This window comes from Micromonospora sp. DT15 (assembly GCF_049841475.1).
Taxonomy (GTDB): domain Bacteria; phylum Actinomycetota; class Actinomycetes; order Mycobacteriales; family Micromonosporaceae; genus Micromonospora.
Map to the genome: position 1 here is coordinate 1 of NZ_JBNCKJ010000012.1, position 21614 is coordinate 21614.

The window sequence follows — 21614 nt, forward strand, 5'->3', positions numbered from 1 at the left end:
GGCCCGGGGTGACCCGGGCTGTTGCGGTGGTCTGCCAGGTATAACGACCCGGCCCGGCCCACGATTCCGCCGCCGGAGTGGCCCCGACCACCCGACATTCACCCCGAACCCGACAAACCACCCGAACCGTCACCCTACCGAACCCGACACGACGGCCAAAACCTCATGATCCACTCGGGTTCCCTGAAAACGCGGTGTCCCGATGCCGGAGACCCCCCGACATCACGGAACCCGAGTGGATCATCCCGCCCTGCGTCGCTACCTGGTGGAGGTGGTCAGGTTGCGTCGAGCAGTTCCAGGACGGCGTCGCGGGCGGCCAGGACGGCTGCCTCGGATTGCGGGCCGTGGTTGAGGATGTCGAAGGAGTGCTGCCCGTCCGGCACCTCGATCACCTGCACCGGCCAGCCCTTTGCGGCCGCCGCGGGGAGGAACGCGTCGATGCCGGCCAGGACCGGCGGGATGTCCTGACCGGCGCGGGTCAGCACCAGTGGCACGCCGGTGCCGGAGCTGAGTGCCTCGACCGGCAGGAACCGGGCATCGACCTCCCAGCCGGGGAACGGAACGAGTAGCGGGTAGGTCAGTGCGATCCCGCGTAGCCAGGCCGGTGGGACACGCAGCCAGTCGGCCGCGAAGAGGCCGCCGCCGGAGAAGAACCACAGCACCACCCGCTCGGGGTCGACCCGCGGATCGGCGCGGACCTGCTCGACCATGGCGGCGATGTCGTCGGCTGCGGCGGGCAGCGCGGACAGGTCGGACACCTGGTAGCTGACCAGCGCGGTGACGACGCCGCTCGCGGCGAGCAGCGCGCCGTAGCCGCGGTAGAGCAACCAGTCGCGAGGATCGGGCGCGTCGGGTGGCAGCGGAGCGCCGTGCACCACCACGACGGCCGGCGCGCGACCGGTGTGGGTGGGCAGGTGCAGGTCGACGTTGCCGTGTCGTTCGACTGGGGCGGCCGGGACGGACAGGACGAAGGGCCGCTGTGCGACGGGCGTCGTCATGGCCTCATCGTATCGATCATCGACCTGCCCGGCTGCCCCAACGATGATCTACAGAGGACGGTGGGTCAGGTCGGGTCACCGGGATTCGCGGCGTCGCTGGCCTGGGCGTGCCGCTCCAGCAGCCGCTGCCGGATCTCCTCCGGGGTGTACGCGCGCCGACGCCGTTCGGCCCGGGCGATGACCACGCCAGAGGCCGCGACACCGGCGAGCCCGGCCAGCCCGAGAACCTTCCACCACCGCATTCGTTGCCGCATCGGCCTAGGCTAGACCCTCATGAGCATCAGCCTGGATGAGGCCGTCGAGTTGACCCGCACCGGTGACGTGTGGGTGTTCCGGGGCCGCAGCGTGCCGGACCGGGCGATCCAGTTCACCACCAACAGCCCGGTGAATCACGTCGGGATGGCGGTGGTGCTGGACGACATGCCGCCGCTGATGTGGCACGCGGAGTTGGGCAAATCGTTGCCGGACCTGTGGTCGGGCAGCCACCAACGTGGCGTCCAGCTGCACGACCTGCGGGACGCGGTGGGCGTCTGGGCCAACCGGTACGGCCAACGGGCCTGGTTGCGGCAGCTCGACCCGCCGGCCGACGCGGAGATGGAGCGGGCGGTGCTGCGGACGATCGCGCGGTTGGACGGCACGCCCTTCCCGTCGACCGCCCAGTTGGCGTGGCGCTGGGTGCGGGGTCGGGTGCCGGCGCTGCCGCGCCCCGGCCGGCTTCCCGCGTTGCCGCACCTCGGTGGGCTGTCGGCGTTGGCACGCCTCGGCCAGCCGACACCCCGCCCCAACCCGACCGAGCGCCCCAACCCGACCGAGCGCCCCAACCCGACCGAGCGCCCCAACCCGACCGACCGCCCCGACCCGACCGAGCGCCCCAACCCGACCGACCGCGCCAACCCTTCCGGCCCGGTCAGCTCGGCCCGGTCGGCGGGGGAGCGGGACCGGGCGCTGGAGACGGCGTACTGCGCCGAGGTGGTGGCGGTGACCTATGAGGCAATGGGGTTGCTGCCGGCGGGTCGACGTCCGAACTGGTACGACCCGGGGCGGTTCTGGAGCGGGGACGACCTGGGTCTGGCCGGCGACGCCCGGTTGGGTTCCGAGATCGAGGTTCAGGTGCCGCCCCGCTGAGGTTTGAGCTGTGCGGTGACCGGCAATTGCTGTGGCCGTGAACGCCTCCACGGACCTTGACACGTTGGCTGACTTCTTCGACCGGTACGGCGTGGCGTTGACCTCAGGCGACCTGCCGGCCATCGCCGGCTGTTACGCCCTGCCGGGGCTGGTGGTTGCTGACACCTACAGCTTCTCGTTCACGTCCGCGGCGGCGGTGGCGCTGTCCTTCGTGGGCGCCGCACCCGACTACCAGGACCGGGAGTTGGTCGCGGCCCACGCCCGGATCGAGGACGTGCAGCCGGTGTCCGCGCTGTTGACGATGGTGGCGGTCGAGTGGGAGTTCCTGGACTGTCGGGGGCAGGCGGTGCCGGGGGAGCGGTACCGCTACCTGCTGCGTATCTCGGATGACGGACCACTGATCTGCACTGTCGTCCGGACGGGCTGACCGACGGGGGCCGGTTGGCCCGATCCGTACCCACCCGGTTTCGGGCCCGTGCGGCGCTGGCTACGCTGTCGCGTCGGTGGGGGACGAGGGGAGACCTGATGGCGGTGCGGCCGGACGGTGCGGCAGATTCGCGGGCGGCGCGGGTGTTGGCGTCGGTGCCGTGGATCGTGGTGCTGCTCGGCGTGTGCGCGCTGGTGGTGCTCCTCGTGATCGCGCTGCTGTCGTTTCGCACCAGGGAGCGGGACGCGCCGCCGCAGGCCGCTCCTCCGGCGTTCCTGCCGACCGTGCCGGCCGCCGCGTCGGCCACCGGTGGGCCGACTCCGGCCGCCGTGGAGCGGCGCTCGGTGTCGCCGCGACCGTCACGCAGTAGCCGGACACCGTCACCGCGGGCCACCGTCACCGGCTCGCCGACTCCGGTGCCGACGAGCGTCCTGATTGCGCCGTCGGCGCAGGACGCGGTCAGCGCCCGGTACGAGGTCGGTTCGAACGGCTGGGACGGGGATTCGGCGGTCCTGTCGATCGCCAACGAGTCGAGTCGGTCGGCGGAATGGCAGGTGGAACTGCTGTTCGACGACGACACCTGGACTCTGCGAGTGGGTGATGACTCGGGCGTCTCGGTGCGGGGGCGCGGGCACGGGGAGTTCGTCCTGCGCGGCACCCGTTCGCTGGACGCGGGCGACTCTCGGACGCTGCGGCTGCGCGTCGGCTGGGGTGACTCGGCGCAGCGACCGGTCAAGTGCACAGTCAACGGGGTCGACTGCCGGATCGGCTGAGCCACCGCCGCACCGCCGCCCCGCCTCACCGCCGCACCACCAAGGCTTTCCGGGCCGGGCCGCCGATCGCTACGCTGCGCGGACGGTCCGCTGAAGGAGGTACATGTCCGGCATGCGCCGTGTTCCGCGCCCACCACACGGTCCGGTGGCGATCGCCACGTCACCCTGGATCGTGGTCGGCGCCGGTGTCGTCGTGATGGTGGTCCTGCTCATCGTGGCCCTGGGCGCGTACCGGGGACGTAGCCCTGCGCCGGACGGCGCGCAACCGCCGGCGCTGCCGGTACCGTCGGCGGTGGTGGTGGCGCCGAGCGTGCCCACCTCGGTGCCCTCTCCGCCGCCGGTGCTGCCGGGGATATCCGGCCGTGCGAACGGGCTGCCGCCGAGCGCGGCGGCCGGGTCCGCGTCACCATCGGCCGAACCGGCGGCCGGTCTGACCGGGAAGCCGGCGGCGACGCTGTCGCCGAGCCGGGCCGCGCCGGGACAGCTGGCGATGATCGGGCGGTACCGGGTGGTACAGAGCTTCGACGGGGGTTTCATCGGCGAGGTGGCGATGGTCAACACGTCCACCCGCAGCCGTGGTTGGACGGTGCGGCTGGAGTTCGCCGGTGGACGGCTGGTGACCTCCTGGGTGGAGGGCGTCCCACAGGGGACGATCCGCCAGTTCGACGACGGCTTCACGTACGTCAGCGGGGTCGACGTGTCGCCGGGCGGTTCGGTGTCGTTGCGGTTCCACATGGAGCGGGCCCCCACCACACCGCGGGAGTGCACTGTCGACGGGACGCGCTGCAACGGGCTCTGACCGGCGCTTCCGCAAGGACGTGCTGTGTTGCGACCATGTTTGCAAGGTATTGCAGAATGTTTCGGCAAGGGTTAGCGTGCGGCCAATCAGCGACCAGAGGAAGGCGTCGATGAAACCCCCGCCGATACCGCGCACCGCCCTGCTGGCCCTTGCCTCCCTGCTCACCGTCACGCTCGTCGGCGCTCCGGTCGCCGTGCAACCCGCCGCCGCAAGCCCCCGGCCGTCCGCCGACGCCCCGACCGCGATCGGCGGCGCGACCCAGTGGCGCGCCGAACCCTCCGCCGAGGCGCTGCTGAAAGCCGGCGGCAACGATGCCCGAGCCGAGCAGTTCTACTTCGTCCTGCCGGACCGGTTCGCCAACGGAGACCCCCGCAACGACCGGGGCGGCCTCACCGGCGACCGGCTGCGGACCGGCCTCGACCCGACCGACAAGGGCTTCTACCACGGCGGCGACCTCAAGGGCGTCATCGACAAGTTGGACTACATCCAGGGGATGGGCACCACTGCCATCTGGCTCGCCCCGATCTTCAAGAACCGGCCGGTACAGGGTGCCGGCAACGACATCTCGGCCGGCTACCACGGTTACTGGATCACCGACTTCACCCAGGTGGACCCGCACTTCGGCACGATGGAAGAGATGAAGCGGCTGGTCAAGCTCGCCCACCAGCGCGGCCTCAAGATCTACCTTGACGTGATCGTCAACCACACCGCCGACGTGATCAAGTACGCCGAGGACAGGTACGCGTACGTGGACAAGGCGACCTCGCCGTACACCGACGCGCAGGGCCGGGCGTTCGAGGACCGCAACTACGCCGACGGCTCCCGGGCGTTCCCGCCGGTCGACAAGGAGTCCTTCCCGTACACGCCGACGTTCGCCGACCCGAAGGACGCGAGCGTCAAGGTCCCGGCCTGGCTGAACGACGCGACCATGTACCACAACCGGGGTGACTCCACCTTCGCGGGCGAGAACAGCGAGTACGGCGACTTCTTCGGCCTCGACGACCTGTGGACCGAGCGTCCCGAGGTGGTGCGGGGTTTGACCAAGGCGTACGGGGACTGGATCGGCGCGACCGGCGTCGACGGCTTCCGGTTGGACACCGTGAAGCACGTCAACATGGACTTCTGGCCGCAGTTCAGCCAGGGCATCGAGCGGGCCGCGGAGAAGGCCGGCAAGAAGGACTTCTTCATGTTCGGCGAGGTGTACAGCGCCGACCCGGAGATCAGCTCCAGCTACGTCCGCCAGGGTGGCCTGCCGGCCACCCTCGACTTCGCCTTCCAGGAGGCCGCGCGGGGCTTCACCGCCGGCGCCGGCTCCGCGAAGGCGCTCGCCGACGTGTACGCCCGCGACGACCTCTACGCGGCCCGGGACACCGACGCGGGTCGGTTGACCACCTTCCTCGGCAACCACGACATGGGCCGGATCGGATCGTTCATCGCCGGTGGTGGCAGCGACCCGGCCAGCCACCTGCGTCGTGACCAGCTCGCGCACCAGTTGATGTTCCTGACCCGGGGCCAGCCGGTGGTCTACTCCGGCGACGAACAGGGCTTCACCGGCCCCGGCGGGGACAAGGACGCCCGGCAGGACATGTTCGCGTCGAAGGTTGCCGACTACCTCGACGACGACCTGCTCGGCACCGACCGTACGCACGCCAGCGACCAGTTCGACCCGACCCACCCGCTGTACCGGACCATCGCCGACCTGGGCCGGCTGCGCCAGGCCCACCCGGCGTTGCGCGACGGCGTGCAGGTCACCCGGTACGCGGCTGACGGGCCGGGCGTCTTCGCCGCCTCCCGGATCGCCCCGTCGGACCGCACCGAGTACGTGGTGGCCGTGAACAACGCCGACACCGCGCAGACTGTCACGGTGGACACCTGGTCGGCCGGCGTCACCTTCACCGGCATCTACGGCGGCACCGACCGCGCCACCGCTGGCGGGGACGGCGAACTGACCCTCACCGTGCCGCCGTTGTCGGCGGCGGTGTACCGGGCCGGCAAACCCGTCGCACCGGCGGCCGACAAGCCGACCATCACCATCACCAGCCCGGTTCCGGACGCGGCGGTCGCCACCAGGGCAGCGGTCACCGCCCGGGTGACCGGCGACCCGCTGGCCACCGTCACCGTCGCGGCGCGGGTGGCCGGCGGCCGGTGGACACTGCTGGGCAGCGCCGACCACGCCCCGTACACGGTGCAGCACGACCTGACCGGACTGGCCGGCGGCACCCGGGTCGACTACAAGGCGGTGGTCCGCGACGGCCGGGGCCGTACCGCCACCGCCCGGTCCACCGCCGTCGTGGGAACCCCGCCGCAGGGCAGCTCCCGGGAGTGGGCGGTGGTGCACTACCAGCGCCCGGCCGGTGGGTACGACGACTGGGGGCTGTACGCCTGGGGGGACATCGACCCGGCGTACGTCACCGAGTGGCCGAAGGGGCAGCCGTTCGCGGGTGAGGACTCCTACGGCCGGTTCGCCTGGGTGAAACTCAAGCCGGGCGCGACGTCGGTGAACTTCCTGGTCGTCGACAAGGCTGGTACGAAGGACGTCGCCCAGGACCGCAGCATCGACGTCACGCAGACCGGCGAGATCTGGCTCAAGCAGGGCGACCCGGCGATCTACCCGAGCAGGCAGGCGGCCGCCGGAGAACCGGAGCCGCCGGTCGAGGAGGGCACCGCCGTGCTCCACTATCGGCGGGCCGACGGCAACTACGACGGCTGGGGCCTGCACCTGTGGGACGGCGCGGCCAACCCGACCGAGTGGTCCGCCCCGCTGCGGCCGAGCGCCGTCGACGCGTTCGGGGCGGTGTTCCGGGTGCCACTGGCGACCGGTGCCACCGGCCTGAACTACATCATCCACAACGGCGACACCAAGGACCTGCCCGACGACCAGCGGCTCGACTTCGCCAGCGCCGGCCGGGAGGTGTGGCTGCTCGCCGCCACGCCCGGGCGCCTGCTGCCGTCGACGGCCACCACCGCCAGCGGAGACACCGACATCGGCAAGCAGGAGGCGCACTGGATCGACAGGTCCACTGTGGCGTGGCGGACACCCCCGACCGACGGCAGGACGTACGCGCTGGTCACCGCGCCCACCGGCGGGGTCATTGTGGTCGACGGCGAGTTGACCGGCACGTACACCACGATGCCGCTGCGGGCGCAGCGCAACGGGCTCACCGAGGCCCAACGCGACAGGTTCCCGCACCTGTGGTCGTACCGTAGCTTCGCCCTGGACCGGGCGGACCTGGCCAAGGTCCCGGCGGCGCTGCGGGGGCAGCTGCTGGTCACCGAGCGCGACGCCGAGGGTGCGCTGCTCGCCGCGACCGGCGTGCAGATCCCCGGCGTGCTCGACGACGTGTACTCCCGCGCGACCGACGCCACGCTCGGGCCCACCTTCGCGGGGCGGACGCCGAGCCTCGCGCTCTGGGCGCCGACCGCCCACAGCGTGCGCCTGCACCTGTTCGACTCGCCCACGGCCGCGCCGAAGTCGGTGCCGATGCGCCGCGACGACCGTACCGGCGTCTGGTCGGTGCGCGGCGACCACACCTGGACCGGCAAGTTCTATCGGTACGAGGTGCGGGCGTGGCAGCCGGCGGCGCAGCGGATGGTCACCGCGTCGGTGACCGACCCGTACTCGGTGGCCCTCGCCGCCGACTCCACGCACAGCCAGCTCGTCGACCTGAACGACCCAGCGCTGGCACCGCCCGGGTGGCGCACGCTGCGCAAACCGGCACCGGTGCCGGCCGCGAAGGCGCAGATCACCGAGTTGTCAGTGCGGGACTTCTCCATCGCCGACGACACGGTGCCGGCCGGGCGGCGGGGGACCTTCCTCGCGTTCACCGACCCGGGAACCGCCGGCATGACCCACCTGCGGGCGCTCGGCGACGCCGGGGTCAACTACCTGCACCTGCTGCCGGCGTTCGACTTCGCGACGATCCCCGAGAAGCGGGCCGACCAGCGGCAGCCGGCCTGCGACCTGGCGGCGCTGCCACCGGACTCGGCCGAGCAGCAGAAGTGCGTGGCGGCGGTCGCCGAGACCGACGGCTACAACTGGGGGTACGACCCGCTGCACTACACAGTGCCCGAGGGCGGCTACGCCGTCGACCCGGTCGGCGCGGCGCGGACCACCGAGTTCCGGCGGATGGTCGCCGGGGTGAACGACGCCGGGCTGCGGGTGGTCATGGACGTGGTCTACAACCACACGTCGGCTGCCGGCACGGACGCGAAGTCGGTGCTCGACCAGATCGTGCCCGGCTACTACCACCGGCTGCTGGAGGACGGCGCGGTGGCCAACTCCACCTGCTGCGCCAACACCGCTCCCGAGCACGCGATGATGGGCAAGCTGGTGGTCGACTCGTTGGTCACCTGGGCGCGACAGTACAAGGTGGACGGTTTCCGCTTCGACCTGATGGGCCACCACCCGAAGGCGAACATCCTGGCCGTCCGGGCGGCCCTGGACCGGTTGACCGTCGCCCGCGACGGAGTGGACGGCAAGGCGATCATGCTTTACGGCGAGGGCTGGAACTTCGGCGAGGTCGCCAACGACGCCCGTTTCGTCCAGGCCACCCAGACCAACATGGCCGGCACCGGCATCGGCACCTTCAACGACCGGCTGCGCGACGCGGTGCGAGGCGGCGGACCGTTCGACGAGAACCCGAGGGTGCAGGGTTTCGCCTCCGGGCTCTACACCGACCCGAACGGCGACCCGGTCAACGGGTCACCGGCTGAGCAGAAGGCCCGGCTGCTGCGCGCCCACGACCTGATCAAGGTGGGGCTCACCGGGAACCTGCGCGACTACCGGTTCACCGACAGCGCCGGGCACGAGGTCACCGGGGCGCAGGTCGACTACAACGGCTCCCCGGCCGGCTACACGGCCGCGCCCGGGGAGGCCGTCACCTACGCCGACGCGCACGACAACGAGATCCTGTACGACGCGCTGGCGTACAAACTGCCGCAGGTCACCTCGGCGACCGACCGTTCCCGGATGCAGGTGCTGGCGTTGGGCACTGTGGTGCTGGGACAGGGCACCGGGTTCGTCACCGCAGGCACCGAACGGTTGCGGTCGAAGTCGCTGGACCGCAACTCGTACAACTCCGGTGACTGGTTCAACCAGATCCGCTGGGGTTGCGCAGAGGGCAACGGGTTCGGCGCCGGTCTGCCGCCCGCACCCGACAACGAGGACAAGTGGCCGTACGCGAAGCCGCTGCTGGCCGACCCGGCGCTGGTGCCGGACTGCGCGGCGATCAACACCACCGACGCCCGGTACGCCGAGTTGCTGCGCGTCCGGGCGTCGTCGCCGGTGTTCGGGCTGGCCACCGCCGAGCAGGTACAGCGACGGGTGGCGTTCCCGCTGTCCGGCGCGCAGGAGACGCCGGGTGTGCTGACCATGACCCTGGACGCCAAGGGGCTGGGCGGGCCGTGGAAGTCGCTGACCGTCGTCTTCAACAGCACCCCGTCGACTGTCGACCAGACGGTGACCGGACTGCGCGGAGCGGACGTGGCACTGCACCCGGTGCTTGTCGACTCGGCCGACCCGGTGCTGCGTACCGCCTCGTTCGACCGGGCGGCCGGCACCTTCACCGTACCGGCGCGCAGCGTGGCGGTCTTCGTCCAGAAGTGACGTGAACCGGCCCCCTTCCGCGTCTCGCGGAAGGGGGCCGGCCCGTTGCGCTGGCGCTACGCCATGCTCACCCTGAGGTGATCAGGCGAAGCAGTTCTCGATGGTGCCGCCCGGAATGGCCAGGCAGTTGGTCGGACGGTTCGCGGTGATGGCGGACTTGTCGTCCACGTTCACGTCTCCGAAGAAGCTGAAGACACCGCCCGGGGCGAAGGTGGAGAAGTTGTGCGAGACCTTCGTCTTCGACAGGTTGACCTCGCCGAAGATGTTGAAGATGCCGCCGCCGACCCCGATCGGGCCGATGGCCCGGTTACCGGCAACCTCGCTGTCGCGCAGCGTCGTGACGCTGAAGGCGTTGAAGAGCCCGCCGCCGAAGAAGCCGGCGGTGTTGTCCTTGATGCTGCTCTTCTCGAACGTGACAGCGCTGTCGAAGGCGATGGCCACACCGCCACCGACACCGGCGGTGCTGTTCCGCTCCACCGAGACCTCGTGCAGGTTGAGCTGGCTGTCCGCCGCGGCCAGGCCGCCGCCGGCGAGGACCGCGGTGTTCGAGACGAACTTGGTCCCGTACGCCGTGGTGTTGCCCTCGATGTCGAGGTAGCCACCGCCGAAGCCCAGCGTCTCGTTGTCGTTGATCTCGGCCTTCTTGAGCTCGACCGTTCCGCCGTCGACGTCGTCGGCGAAGATCCGAGCGGCGCCGTTGGAGATACCGCCACCACCGATGATGGCAGTGTTGTCGGTGATCTTCGACTCCTCGACCTTGAGCAGGCCGGCGTTGAAGACACCGCCACCGAAGAAGAAGGCGGTGTTACGGGTCACGGTGCTGTGCCAGATCTTCGTGGTGCCGAAGTTGGCCACACCACCACCGTTGCCGCCCGACTGGTTCAGGACGACCTCGGACTCCAGGATCTCGGCGGTGCCGCCCGGCTGGACCAGGATGCCAGCACCGTCGGTGTCCTCCGGGTACTCCACGAGCGGCGTGACGACACCCGGCTTGGCAGCCGGCGCGGCCTTGGCCGTGACCTTCGGAGCGGCCGTCAGGCCCGCCTTCGGGTTGGCCTGCCGGGCGGTGAGCACCTGGTCCAGCGGAACGCCCGCCTTCACCTGAGCCGCGATCGCCTCGGAGTCCGAGTACGACGCCCAGACGGCCGCCGGCTCGACGCTGTTGTAGCGTTCGAGGGTCTGTCCACCCTTGATGGTCAGGCCCTTGATGGTGAGGTGACCGCCCGCGCCGACGTTCAGGATGCGGAAGTAGTCCGCAGTGGCTTCCCGGGCGATCGTCGTGTGCTCACCCTTCAGGGTGATGCGCTCGGTGATGACCGGCAGGCCGTTGCCCTGGTAGTCGTTGCGGCTCAGGTTGTAGGTGCAGCCCTTGGCCAGCTCCAGCACACCGCCGTGCTTGTTGTTGGCGAACACGATCGCCTGAATCAGCTTGTCGGTGTCGCAGGGCACCTCCTTCCCGCGCTCGTGGTCCTTGTCGCGGTCCTTGTCGCGGTCCTTGTCCTTGTTCCGGTCCTCGTCCTTGTTCCAGTCGCGCGCCTCGTCACCCCGCTGGTCGCCGTCCTTGCTGACCTGCGCGGTGTTCCAGTTCAAGCCGACCGCTCCGGCGCTGCCCGCGACGCCCACCGCCGCGAGACTGATCACGCCCGTCAAACCGGCCACGCCACTGGCGAGCCAGAGCTTGCGGCGGCTCTTGGCCGTCGCCCGCCCGGAGGCTTCGTTGTTCGTTAGGTAGTTGGACATCGGAGCTCTCTGCCCTCTCCTCGTACCAGACAGGGTCGCCGCCGTCAGACGGGCGTCCCCTGCTACAAATCGGTTGTAGCTCCCAAAACCACCGTATGAGAAGGTTCCTCGCCTCGCGGGCTTATCCGAGAGAAGCCCACATTAGGTTCATGTTGCCCCCACCGGGGCTGGGAACGACACACCCCACCCAAGCCGGCCCGCAAGCCCCTGACCTGCTCAAATGGGTACGCCCCTCCGAGCCGTCACGGCTCGGAGGGGCGCGCCCTCTATGTGGATCAGCCACCCGTTCCGGTCAGAAGCAGTCAGGAACGTTCAGGCAGTTGGTGGGGCGGTTGGCGGACACCACGGACTCGTCGTCCAGCCGCACGACGCTGAAGAGGCCGTTGGAGATCCCGCCGGGCGGCAGGGTGGCGAAGTTGTGCGTCACCTTCGTCCGGTGGAGGCTGACCTCGCCGCCGTCGGTGTTGTAGATGCCGCCGCCGCTGCCGACCGGGCCGAGGGCCCGGTTGCCGGTCACCTCGCTGTCGCGCAGCGTGGTGACGCTGTCCTCGTTGTAGAGGCCGGCGCCGAAGAAGCCGGCCGTGTTGTCCTTGATCCTGCTGTTCTCGATCGTCGCGACGCTGTCGAAGGCCACGGCCAGACCGCCACCCACGCCGGCGGTGCTGTTCTTGACCACCGAGGCGTCCTTGAGGGTGAGCTGGCTGTCGGCCACCGCGACGCCACCACCGGCGAGGACCGCCGTGTTGTCACTGACCGTCGTCTCGTGCAACGTCGTGGTGCCCCCGACATCCAGGACGCCGCCGCCGAAGCCGAGCGTCTCGTTGTCGGAGACCTCGCTCTTGTAGACCCAGACCGAGCCGCCGTCGACGTCTTCGGTGAAGATGTCGGCAGCGCCGTTGGAGATGCCGCCGCCGCCGACGATCCCGGTGTTGTCCTTGATCTTCGACTCGTCGACCTGGAGTACGCCGGCGTTGAAGACGCCGCCACCGAAGAAGAACGCGGTGTTGTGCGCAACCGTCGTCTTGCTGAGCCTGGTGCTGCCGAAGTTGGCCAACCCGCCGCCGTTGCCGCCGGACTGGTTGTAGAGCAACTCGCTGTCCAGGATCTCCGCGCGACCACCGGGCTGCACCAGCACCCCAGCGCCGTCGGTGAACCCAGGCTGCTCGACCAGCGGCACGACCGCCGTACCGGCACCCGCCGGCTTCGCCACCGCGGCTACCGGCTTGGCCGGGGCGGCCTTGGTGGTAGTCGGAGCGGCCTTGGTTGCTGCCGCTGCGGGCTTGGCTGGCGCTGCTGTCGCGGCCGGCTTGGCGGCTGCCTTTGCGGTGGCTTTGGCAGGCGCTGCCTGGGCGGTGGCCTTGGCAGGCGCTGCCTTCGCGGCCGGCTTGGCAGCGGTTGCTGCCGGCTTCGTTGCCGTTGCCGTTGCCGTTGCCGTTGCCGTTGCCGCTGCCGCCGCTGGCTTGGCGCCGGGCGCGGCAGCGGTCGCCGGCTTCGCGGCGGGCGCCGCCGCTGCCGGTGGCGTGGCAGTGGTCGAGCGGACCTGGGCCGAGTACGGCGCCCAGACCGTCGCCGGGTCGGCGGCTATCGGGTACTGAAGGGTCTGGCCACCCCTGATGCTCAGGCCCTTGAGAGTGAGCTGCCCGCCAGCCCCGACGTTGAGGATGCGGAAGTAGTCGGCAGTGGCTTCGCGGCCGATGGTGGTGTGTTCACCCTTGAGGGTGATGCGCTCGGTGATCACCGGGAGGCCGTTGCCGTCCTGGTTGCGAGTCAGGGTGTAGGTGCAGCCCTTGGCCAGCTCCAACACGCCGCCGTCATCGTTGTTGGCGAACGTGATCGCCTGGATCAGCTTGTCGGAGTCGCACGGCACCTGCCTGGTGCGGTCCTTCTCGTCGTGCTTGCCGTCCTCGCGGTCCTTGCCATTCTTGCCGGACTGGTCGTCGAAGCCGCTCCAGTCGTCGCCGCCCCACTCGCCGTCCTGACCGCCGTCGTCCTTGGCACCGCCCTTGTCCGCGCCGCCGTCGTCGCTGACGTTCTCTCGGTTGGTCGATGGCTGCGCGTCCGACACCTGGTCGGACTTGGGCTTGTCGTCCCGAGCGGCGACGCCGCCGAGGGCCGCCAGGCCGACCACGCCGGTCAGCCCGGCTACGCCGGCGACCCAGAGCGCCCGCCTTCGCCGTGTTGGCGGAGCTGTCGAGGCCCCGCCGTCGGTACTCGTTACGTCGTTGGACATCAGAGCCTTCCGCCCTTTCCTGCTACCAGACGGGATCGCACCGCCCGAGGCGCCACGACCAGCTACAAATGGGTTGTAGCCTCTGATCCTCACCGTATGAGAACCATCTTCGCGATGCGGACGTATCCGAGATAACCACGCATTTGGCGCAGGCCAGGTGAGGGCGGCAACCGGTCCGGGCCGGCGGAAAGGGCCCGAGCAGCACAAACACCGGCGGACGACGCACGGCAATCGGCCGTCGCCGCGCCGAGTCGAGGGACCGTCGTCTCGCGCCGTCCCTTGGCCGTCAGGTGTACGGATGCCGAACGGTGCCCGCCCTCCGGGCGTGATCCACTCGGCTTCGCTGAAAACGCGGCATCTGAGCGAGCGGGACAGCGCGACTTCACGGAAATCGAGTTGATCACGGCAAAAGCCCCTGGCCGCCGGCCCTCAGCGAGGGTCGGGCGGGCCAGGGGCGGAGCGTGACCCGCCAGCGCCCCCGGGCGAGGGCACTGGCGGGTCAGCCTGGTCTAGCGGTCAGGCGGGTCAGCTGGGCAGGCGGGGACCGGCTTCGCGCTGCTCGGCCAGCCAGGTCTCCACCTCGTCGGAGGTGCGGGGCAGCCCGGCCGACAGGTTGACCGCGCCGGTCGCGGTGACCAGCACGTCGTCCTCGATCCGGATGCCCACACCCCGCAGCTCGGCGGGGACCAGCTCGTCCTCCGGCTGGAAGTACAGACCGGGCTCGACGGTGAGCACGTAACCCTCGCCCAGCGCGCCGTCGCGGTACGTCTCCTTGCGGGCGTTGGAGCAGTCGTGCACGTCGATGCCGAGCATGTGGCCGAAGCCGTGCAGCGTCCACCGCCGGTAGACGGTCGACTTCTCGTCCATCGCCTCGTCCACGCTCACCGGCAGCAGGCCCAGGTCGGACAGGCCCTCGGCCAGGACCCGCATGCAGGTCAGGTGGACGTCCTTGAACTTCACGCCGGGGCGGATGGCCTCGATGCCGGCCTGCTGCGAGGCGTACACGATGTCGTAGACCTGGCGTTGCAGGGCGGTGAACCGACCGTTCACCGGGAGCACCCGGGTGACGTCGGCGGTGTAGAGGTTGCGACCCTCGACGCCCATGTCCATCAGCAGCAGGTCACCCGGTCGGGTGGCACCGTGGTTGTGGACCCAGTGCAGGATCGTGGCGTGCTCGCCGGCACCGACGATCGAGCTGTACCCGACGTCGTTGCCGTCGTGCCGGGCCCGCAGCGCGAAGACACCTTCCAGGAGCCGCTCGGAGACCGCCCGGTCGGCCGGCAGGATCCGGGCGACGTCCTCGAAGCCGCGTACGGTGGCGTTGATCGCGTCCTGGAGTTGGCCGATCTCCCACTCGTCCTTGACCAGCTTCATCTCCGAGATGGCGATGGCCAGCTCGCGGTCCCGGGCCGGCTGGCCCTCGGTGCGTGGCCCGTCGTAGGGGCGGACGGCCGCGTCCACCTGGGCGTCGAAACCGCGCAACACCCGGGTACGCCCCGGAGCCAGGTCGGCGAGCGTCGCCTCCAGGCCGGTCAGGTCGGCGGTCGGCAGGCCCAACTCGGTCGACTTCTCGCTGAGGGTGTGCCGCCGGCCCACCCACAGCTCGCCGTTGCGGCTGCGGAAGAACTCGTCGGTCTCCCGGGAGGACCGGGGCCGCATGTACAGCGTCGCGTCGTGCCCCGAGCCGTTCGGGCGCAGCACCAGGACGCTGTCGGCGTCGTGGTCGCCGGTCAGGTAGGCGAAGTCGCTGCCCGGCCGGAACGGGTAGTCGGTGTCGTTGGCCCGGACCTTCTCGGTGCCGGTGGGGATCACCAGCGTCTCGCCGGGGAACGCCGCCGAGAGGGCCGCCCGCCGCTTGGCGTAGTTGGGCGTCTCCGGGCGGGGCGTCACGGGAAGCGCGGTGTCGCTCCAACCCTGCCGCATGAAGGACAGGAACGCCTCCGGGAAGTCCGGATCGTGCGATTCCGTACCGTCCGTCGGCGTACCGTCGGTCTGTCCCTCGGTCATTGCGCCGCTCCCTCCGCTTCGTTGCTGGTCCCGACGGTACCGCGCGTCCGGTTGGCGGTGACGCCCCCTCGGAGTCGGGTGGATCGACGGACGGCTGCAAGGGCCGACAGCGCGCGTGGAAAGATGGCCACCATGTGCGGACTTCTGGCCTTCTTCAGCGCGAACGGCAACGCCGCAGCGCATCGCGACCACATCGCCGGAGCGTTGGAATGCCTGCACCACCGCGGCCCCGACGAGACAGGGGTCGAGGTGGTCGGCGACGCCTCCGGCCGGTACGCGGACGGCGTGTTCGCCCACAAGCGGCTGGCCATCATCGACGTCGCGTCGAGCCACGAGCCACTGCCCTACGCGAACGGCCGTTACCTGCTGACCTTCAACGGCGAGATCTACAACTACATCGAGCTGCGCGAGGAGTTGATCAGAAACTTCGGTGCCCAGTTCGCCACCGCCGGTGACGGCGAGGTGATCGTCGCGGGCTACCACTTCTGGGGTGAGCAGGTGCTCACCCGGCTGCGGGGCATGTTCGCCTTCGTCATCTGGGACCGGCAGGAACGGCGGGCGTTCGGTGCCCGCGACTACTTCGGCATCAAGCCGATGCACTACCTGGAGACCGCCGACGGCCTCTACCTGGCCTCGGAGAAGAAGGCGCTGCTGCCGTTCGCGCACAGCAACTACCAGGGCGACGCGGGCGTCGACACGGCGAACCTGAGCCACTACCTGACCCTGCAGTACGTCCCCGAGCCCGGCACCCTGCACAAGGGCATCAGCCGGATCGGCTCCGGGGAGTACCTGAACTGGACCCCGGGCGGCCGGATCGACGTACGCCGGTGGTACCGGCCGGTGTTCCGGCCGGCGCCGGTCGACGACGAGCAGAGGCTCTACCACGAGATCCGCGAGACGCTGCGGGAGAGCGTGCGCATGCACATGCGCTCCGACGTGCCGGTCGGCTCGTTCCTGTCCAGCGGCATCGACTCCACAGCGGTGGTGGCGCTGGCGCGGGAGTTCAACCCGAACATCCTGACCTTCACCGTCGGCTACGACGTGCCGGGTTACTCGGAGATCGACGTCGCCCAGGATTCGGCCCGGCACCTCGACGTCACCACGATTCCCACCAAGATCGGTCCGCAGGACATGATCGACGCGCTGCCGAAGATCGTCTGGCACCTTGACGACCCGGTGGCCGACCCGGCGCTGGTACCGCTCTACTTCGTGGCGAAGAAGGCCGCCGAGCACGTCACTGTGGTGCTCTCCGGTGAGGGCGCGGACGAGTTCTTCGGCGGTTACACGATCTATCGGGAGCCGCTGTCGCTGGGCAGCGTCAACGGTCTGCCCGGCGGTGTGCAGAAGGGGCTGCGCGCGGTCTCCAAGGCGATTCCGCAGGGAGTCAAGGGCAAGAGCTTCCTGGAGCGCGGCACCACCCCGATCGAGGAGCGTTACTACGGCAACGCCCGGATGTTCACCGAGGAGGAGAAGCAGCACCTGATGCGCCGCTACGACCCCTCGGTGCGCTACACGGACGTCACCGCCCCGATCTACGCCGAGTGCACCGAGCTGGACGACGTCACCAAGATGCAGTACGTCGACCTCTACACCTGGCTGCGCGGCGACATCCTGGTCAAGGCCGACCGGATCTCGATGTCGCACTCGCTGGAGGTGCGGGTGCCGTTCCTCGACCGTGAGGTGTTCGACGTCGCGGCGAAGATCCCGGTGGACCTGAAGCTGCCGCCGCGCTCCGACGCCACCAAGTACGCGATGCGTCAGGCATTGCAGGGTGTCGTGCCGCCAGCCATCGTCAACCGCAAGAAGCTGGGCTTCCCGACCCCCACCCGGGTCTGGCTGCGTGGCGAGATGTACGAGTGGGCCCGGCACGTGCTGAGCACCTCGGGCGCGGGTGACCTGCTGGACCTGTCGTACGCGCTGCGGCTGCTCGACGAGCACAAGCGGGAGGAGGCCGACCACTCCCGCAAGGTGTGGACGGTGCTGATCTTCTGCATCTGGCACGCGATCTTCGTGGCCAAGACCCTCGACCCGGGTATCCAGCGCAACCAGTCCGCCCTGCTCACGAAGCCGGTGGTCGGTTCCATGGTCCGCTGACCCGGCCCAACGTCTCCAACATTGATCAAGAGGTTTGCGTCACCCGAGTTGCTCCAGGTGACGCAAACCTCTTGATCATCTAGCCGGGCTGGGGCCTCAGCGCCCGGCGCAACTCACCGTGGGGACGCTGTTGGTTCCTGTGGAGCTGGCCAGGAAGCCGAACGTCGCGGTCCCCGACGGCGCGATAGTGCCGTTGTAGGCCACGTTTGTCGCCGTCACGGACGAGCCGGACGACGTCTGTGTCGCGCCCCAGATCTGGCTGATCGCCTGCCCGTTGGGCCAGGTCCAGCTTGCGGTCCAGCCGGACAACGCCGAACTGCCGTTGTTCGTGATCGTGACATCGCCCTGGAAGCCACCCTGCCAGGAGCCCGACACCTTGTAGCTGGCCGTGCAGGCGCCACCGGCCGGCGGCGGGGTGGTGGTCGGCGGCGGGTCGGTCGGACCCGGCGTCGGCGTGGTCGGCGTGGGGGTAGGCGACGTCGTGCCACCCCGGATGCCGGTCACCTGGCCGTTGCCACCGTCGAAGACCACGTCGGAGCAGCCGAAGAAGTTCTCCTGTGAGTCCGAGCGGACCCAGCGGGAGTAGATGATGTGCTGGCCGCTCTTGCCCGAGGGCAGGTTGCCGCTGAAGTAGTAGTGCCCGTCGTTGCTGCCGACCGAGCCGCGCTGCGGCGGGTTGGTCACCGTCAGGAACGGCTCCTCCAGGTCACTCCAGGCGAGGGCCCGGGTCGGGCTCCAGCTGTTCTTCGTCACGTAGAAGTAGAACGTGCCCGGGTGGTGCGCCCAGTTGCTGTACTTGAAGTCCAACCGTGCCCCGGCGGTCAGGTGGGTCAGCGGCCAGTCGGTGCGGGGCAGGTCGTAGCCGCGGAAACCGGTGGCCCCGCCGCTGCACAATTGCCCGTCCGGGATGAAGCCGGTGGTCCGGCCGCCAGCGTCGGAGCGCAGCACGCTGAACCAGTTGTAGAGGGAGTTCGTCCCGCTCTGGGCCACGGCGGCGGAGCACGCGGGGTTGGTCGGCCTGATCTCACCGGTCGTACTGAGGCCGTCCTGCCAGCACAGGTATGTGCGGCTGCCGGGCGTCATCGCCGCGCCGTGCGCGGCGGCCGGCTGTGGAGTGGATGCCAGGGCGACAGCGCCGAGCGCGAGGGTCATGGCCGCGGTGAGCAAGGCGGCCATACGGGAACGGTTCACAGGTTCTCCTGACTCGCGAGGGGCGCTGGCTGAGCCGCCCCGCCGCAATCGGGTGGGATGTGGCGTGATCGCCCCGCTGTCGTGAGCGGTGCGACGATCACGGCGACGTGCCCCGGCGGAAAACAGCCGGTGGACGTGCGCCGTCGACGGTCCTGTCCTGGACCGGTGCCCTCGCGTCTAACCAACCCGGCAACCGGCGGCGCCGCAGCCCTCGCACCGCCCGGTACGCGTCATCCCACCACGCCGCGGCGACCGAGCGCAATAGTCATTCCTCGATGTATGAGAAGACCCGCCGGTCGTCGTTGGACGTCATATCCTGCGTACGGGGAGCGGGGACGGGGAGGCGGCCGCCGGTGCCGGACGTGTTCGACGAGGTGCACCGCCGGTGCCGCGACGGCGAGGCGGTCGCGCTGGCCACCGTGGTTGCCACCTGGCACTCCGCCCCGCAGCCACCCGGCGCCGCCATGGTGGTCGCTACCGACGGCACGGTCATCGGCAGCGTCTCCGGCGGCTGTGTCGAGGCCGATCTCTACGAACGGGCCCGCCGTGTGCTGGACACCGGCCAACCCGAGCTGTGCCGCTACGGGATCAGCGACGACGACGCGTACACCGTGGGCCTGACCTGCGGCGGCATCCTCGACGTGTTCGTGGAGCGCGTCGACGCGAGCGCCCTGCCGGCGCTGGACGCGGTCGCCGCAGCCCGTAGCGGCGGCCACCCGGCGGCGATCGTCACCTGCGTGGCCGCCGACGCCAACGACGATCCACCCGCCGACGCCGGCAGGTCACCGACCGACCCGGCCCGGCGGCTCGGCCGGCGGCTCGTGCTGACCGGCCAGCGGTCCGTCGGCTCGCTCGGTGACGACCGGCTCGACGACGCGGCCAGCGCCGACGCCCTCGGGCTGCTCGCCGCCGGGCACAGCGGCATGCTCCGGTACGGGTACCACGGGCAGCGGCGAGGCGGCGGCGTCAGTCTCTTCGTGACCGCGTACGCCACCCCGCCCCGGATGATCGTCTTCGGTGCGATCGACTTCGCCGCCGCGGTGGCCCGGATCGGCGCGTTCCTCGGCTACCGGGTCACCGTCTGCGACGCCCGGCCGGTCTTCGCCACCGCGCGGCGCTTTCCCGAGGCGGACGAGGTGGTGGTGCAGTGGCCGCACCGCTACCTGCGTACCGAGTTGGCGGCCGATCGGCTCGACGAGCGGACGGTGGTGTGCGTCCTCACCCACGACCCCAGGTTCGACGTGCCGTTGCTGGAGTTGGCGCTGCGCCACCCGCTGGCGTACGTGGGCGCGATGGGCTCACGACGTACCCACGACGAGCGACACAAGCTGTTGAGCGAGGCGGGGCTCAGCCCGGCGCAGCTCGCCCGGCTCGCCTCCCCGATCGGGTTGGATCTCGGTGGTCGTACCCCCGAGGAGACCGCTGTGAGTGTGGCCGCGCAGATCGTCGCGGCCCGGTGGGGCGGCACCGGTCGCCCCCTCGCGGTACTCGACGGGCCGATCCACCAGCCGGGGTAGCGCGCCCGTCGGTGCGTGGCCTTCGGCGCCCATCGGGCCGTGCGCTGTGCCAGCCTGGTGCCACGGAGATCGGCTCGGCGATCGGCGGCCGGTGGCGACGACGAGAGGATCGGCATGGGATACGCGGTGGTGCTCGGTGAGGCGCTCGTCGACCTGCTCGACAGCGATCTCGAAGGGGAGCGGGTCTATCGGCAGGCCATCGGCGGCGGGCCGCTGAACGTCGCCGTCGGGGTGGCCCGCCTCGGCGGTGCGGCACAGTTCGTCGGCTCGCTCGGTGACGACGCGCTGGGCGGCCGGATCCGCGCCTTCCTCACCGCGGCCGACGTCGGGGTGGCCGGTGCGATCACGGTCCCGGCGCCGACCACGCTCGCAGTGGTCACGTACGCCGGGCCGGAGCCGGACTTCCGTTTCTACGGCGAGCCGGCCTCCTACGGACTGCTCGGTCCCGACGATCTGGACCTGGCGTTGCTGGAGGGCGCCGACGTGCTCTACTGCGGCTCGATCGTGCTGCTCCGACCCGCTACGCTCGCCGCCGCCCGTCGTGCCTGGTCGCTCGCCGCCGGCCTGCGGGTCTTCGACCCGAACGTACGTCCCCGGCTGCTGAACGGGCCGGGCGCGCTGGAGGGGCTGCGCGAGGTGGTGGCCGAGTTCGCCGCCGGCGCGCACCTGGTCAAGCTGAGCGCAGCCGACGCTGTGCTGCTCTACCCCGGTGAGCCGGTCGAGGGGGTGGCGGCGTACCTGCGTGAGTTGGGGGCGGCCACTGTGGTCGTGACGCTCGGCGCGGCCGGTGCGGTGCTGGCTGCCGCCGACGCCGACCCGGTCCGGGTGCCGGCCCCCAAGGTCAACGCGATCGACGCCACCGGCGCGGGTGACTCGGTGATGGCCGCGCTGATCGCCGACCTGCTCGTCGACGGCGAGCCGGACAGCCCGTCGGGCTGGACCGAGCGGGTGGCCTTCGCGCTACGGGTGGCCGGCCTGGTCTGCGAATCCCCGGGCGGCGCCACCGCCATGCCCACCCGCACCGCAGTACAAAACCGCTTCACCACCTAACCCCGCCCCCCCGCATCTCCCCGCCCCGCCCCGCCCCGCCCCGCCCCGCCCCGCCCCG

14 protein-coding genes are annotated in these 21614 nt (G+C 70.5%); 8 read left to right on the forward strand and 6 right to left on the reverse strand.

Translation table 11 applies throughout. From position 1 onward, the window contains the following. Window positions 1-275: 275 nt before the first annotated feature. Window positions 276-998 (reverse strand): alpha/beta hydrolase, encoded by a 723-nt coding sequence (locus ACLQ3F_RS24655; RefSeq protein WP_425851677.1) that lies wholly within the window; start codon window positions 996-998, stop codon window positions 276-278. 65 nt (window positions 999-1063) lie between these two features. Continuing rightward, window positions 1064-1252 (reverse strand): hypothetical protein, encoded by a 189-nt coding sequence (locus tag ACLQ3F_RS24660; protein WP_425851679.1) that lies wholly within the window; start codon window positions 1250-1252, stop codon window positions 1064-1066. 19 nt (window positions 1253-1271) lie between these two features. Here ACLQ3F_RS24660 and ACLQ3F_RS24665 point away from each other — a divergent pair, with 19 nt between their 5' ends. The 5 genes from ACLQ3F_RS24665 to pulA all read left to right on the forward strand — a co-directional run bounded on the left by ACLQ3F_RS24665 (window position 1272) and on the right by pulA (window position 9727). Next, on the forward strand, window positions 1272-2123 hold the full coding sequence (locus ACLQ3F_RS24665) for a hypothetical protein (RefSeq protein WP_425851680.1): 852 nt from the start codon (window positions 1272-1274) through the stop codon (window positions 2121-2123). A gap of 37 nt (window positions 2124-2160) precedes the next feature. After that, window positions 2161-2550, forward strand: a complete 390-nt coding sequence (locus tag ACLQ3F_RS24670; protein ID WP_357207039.1) for a hypothetical protein — start codon at window positions 2161-2163, stop codon at window positions 2548-2550. 98 nt (window positions 2551-2648) lie between these two features. Continuing rightward, entirely contained in the window at window positions 2649-3323 is a 675-nt protein-coding gene (locus tag ACLQ3F_RS24675; RefSeq protein ID WP_357207040.1) for a hypothetical protein, read from the forward strand. A gap of 103 nt (window positions 3324-3426) precedes the next feature. Then, entirely contained in the window at window positions 3427-4122 is a 696-nt protein-coding gene (locus ACLQ3F_RS24680; protein WP_425851682.1) for a cellulose binding domain-containing protein, read from the forward strand. Between the two features lie 109 nt (window positions 4123-4231). Beyond that, on the forward strand, window positions 4232-9727 hold the full coding sequence (gene pulA / locus ACLQ3F_RS24685; protein ID WP_425851683.1) for a pullulanase-type alpha-1,6-glucosidase: 5496 nt from the start codon (window positions 4232-4234) through the stop codon (window positions 9725-9727). An 81-nt stretch (window positions 9728-9808) separates the two neighbouring features. Here pulA and ACLQ3F_RS24690 read toward each other — a convergent pair whose 3' ends face one another. From ACLQ3F_RS24690 to ACLQ3F_RS24700, 3 genes are all read right to left on the reverse strand, one after another. Then, window positions 9809-11467, reverse strand: a complete 1659-nt coding sequence (locus tag ACLQ3F_RS24690; RefSeq protein ID WP_425851685.1) for a hypothetical protein — start codon at window positions 11465-11467, stop codon at window positions 9809-9811. A gap of 292 nt (window positions 11468-11759) precedes the next feature. After that, window positions 11760-13697: a hypothetical protein gene (locus ACLQ3F_RS24695; RefSeq protein WP_425851687.1), complete on the reverse strand. Its 1938-nt coding sequence runs from the start codon at window positions 13695-13697 to the stop codon at window positions 11760-11762. Window positions 13698-14222: 525 nt separating this feature from the next. After that, window positions 14223-15704, reverse strand: a complete 1482-nt coding sequence (locus ACLQ3F_RS24700; protein WP_425851689.1) for an aminopeptidase P family protein — start codon at window positions 15702-15704, stop codon at window positions 14223-14225. A 132-nt stretch (window positions 15705-15836) separates the two neighbouring features. On the opposite strand from ACLQ3F_RS24700, the gene asnB reads away from it, so the two are divergent. Continuing rightward, a complete protein-coding gene (gene asnB / locus ACLQ3F_RS24705; RefSeq protein ID WP_357194453.1) occupies window positions 15837-17798 on the forward strand; it encodes an asparagine synthase (glutamine-hydrolyzing) in 1962 nt (653 codons plus the stop codon). A 96-nt stretch (window positions 17799-17894) separates the two neighbouring features. On the opposite strand, the gene ACLQ3F_RS24710 is transcribed toward asnB, so the two are convergent. Further along, a complete protein-coding gene (locus tag ACLQ3F_RS24710) occupies window positions 17895-18974 on the reverse strand; it encodes a lytic polysaccharide monooxygenase auxiliary activity family 9 protein (RefSeq protein WP_425851901.1) in 1080 nt (359 codons plus the stop codon). A 368-nt stretch (window positions 18975-19342) separates the two neighbouring features. Between ACLQ3F_RS24710 and ACLQ3F_RS24715 the strand changes: the two genes are divergently transcribed. Both ACLQ3F_RS24715 and ACLQ3F_RS24720 read left to right on the forward strand, forming a co-directional pair. Further along, entirely contained in the window at window positions 19343-20506 is a 1164-nt protein-coding gene (locus ACLQ3F_RS24715; protein ID WP_425851691.1) for an XdhC family protein, read from the forward strand. A gap of 114 nt (window positions 20507-20620) precedes the next feature. Further along, a complete protein-coding gene (locus ACLQ3F_RS24720) occupies window positions 20621-21556 on the forward strand; it encodes a carbohydrate kinase family protein (protein WP_425851693.1) in 936 nt (311 codons plus the stop codon). The last annotated feature ends 58 nt before the right edge of the window (window positions 21557-21614 follow it).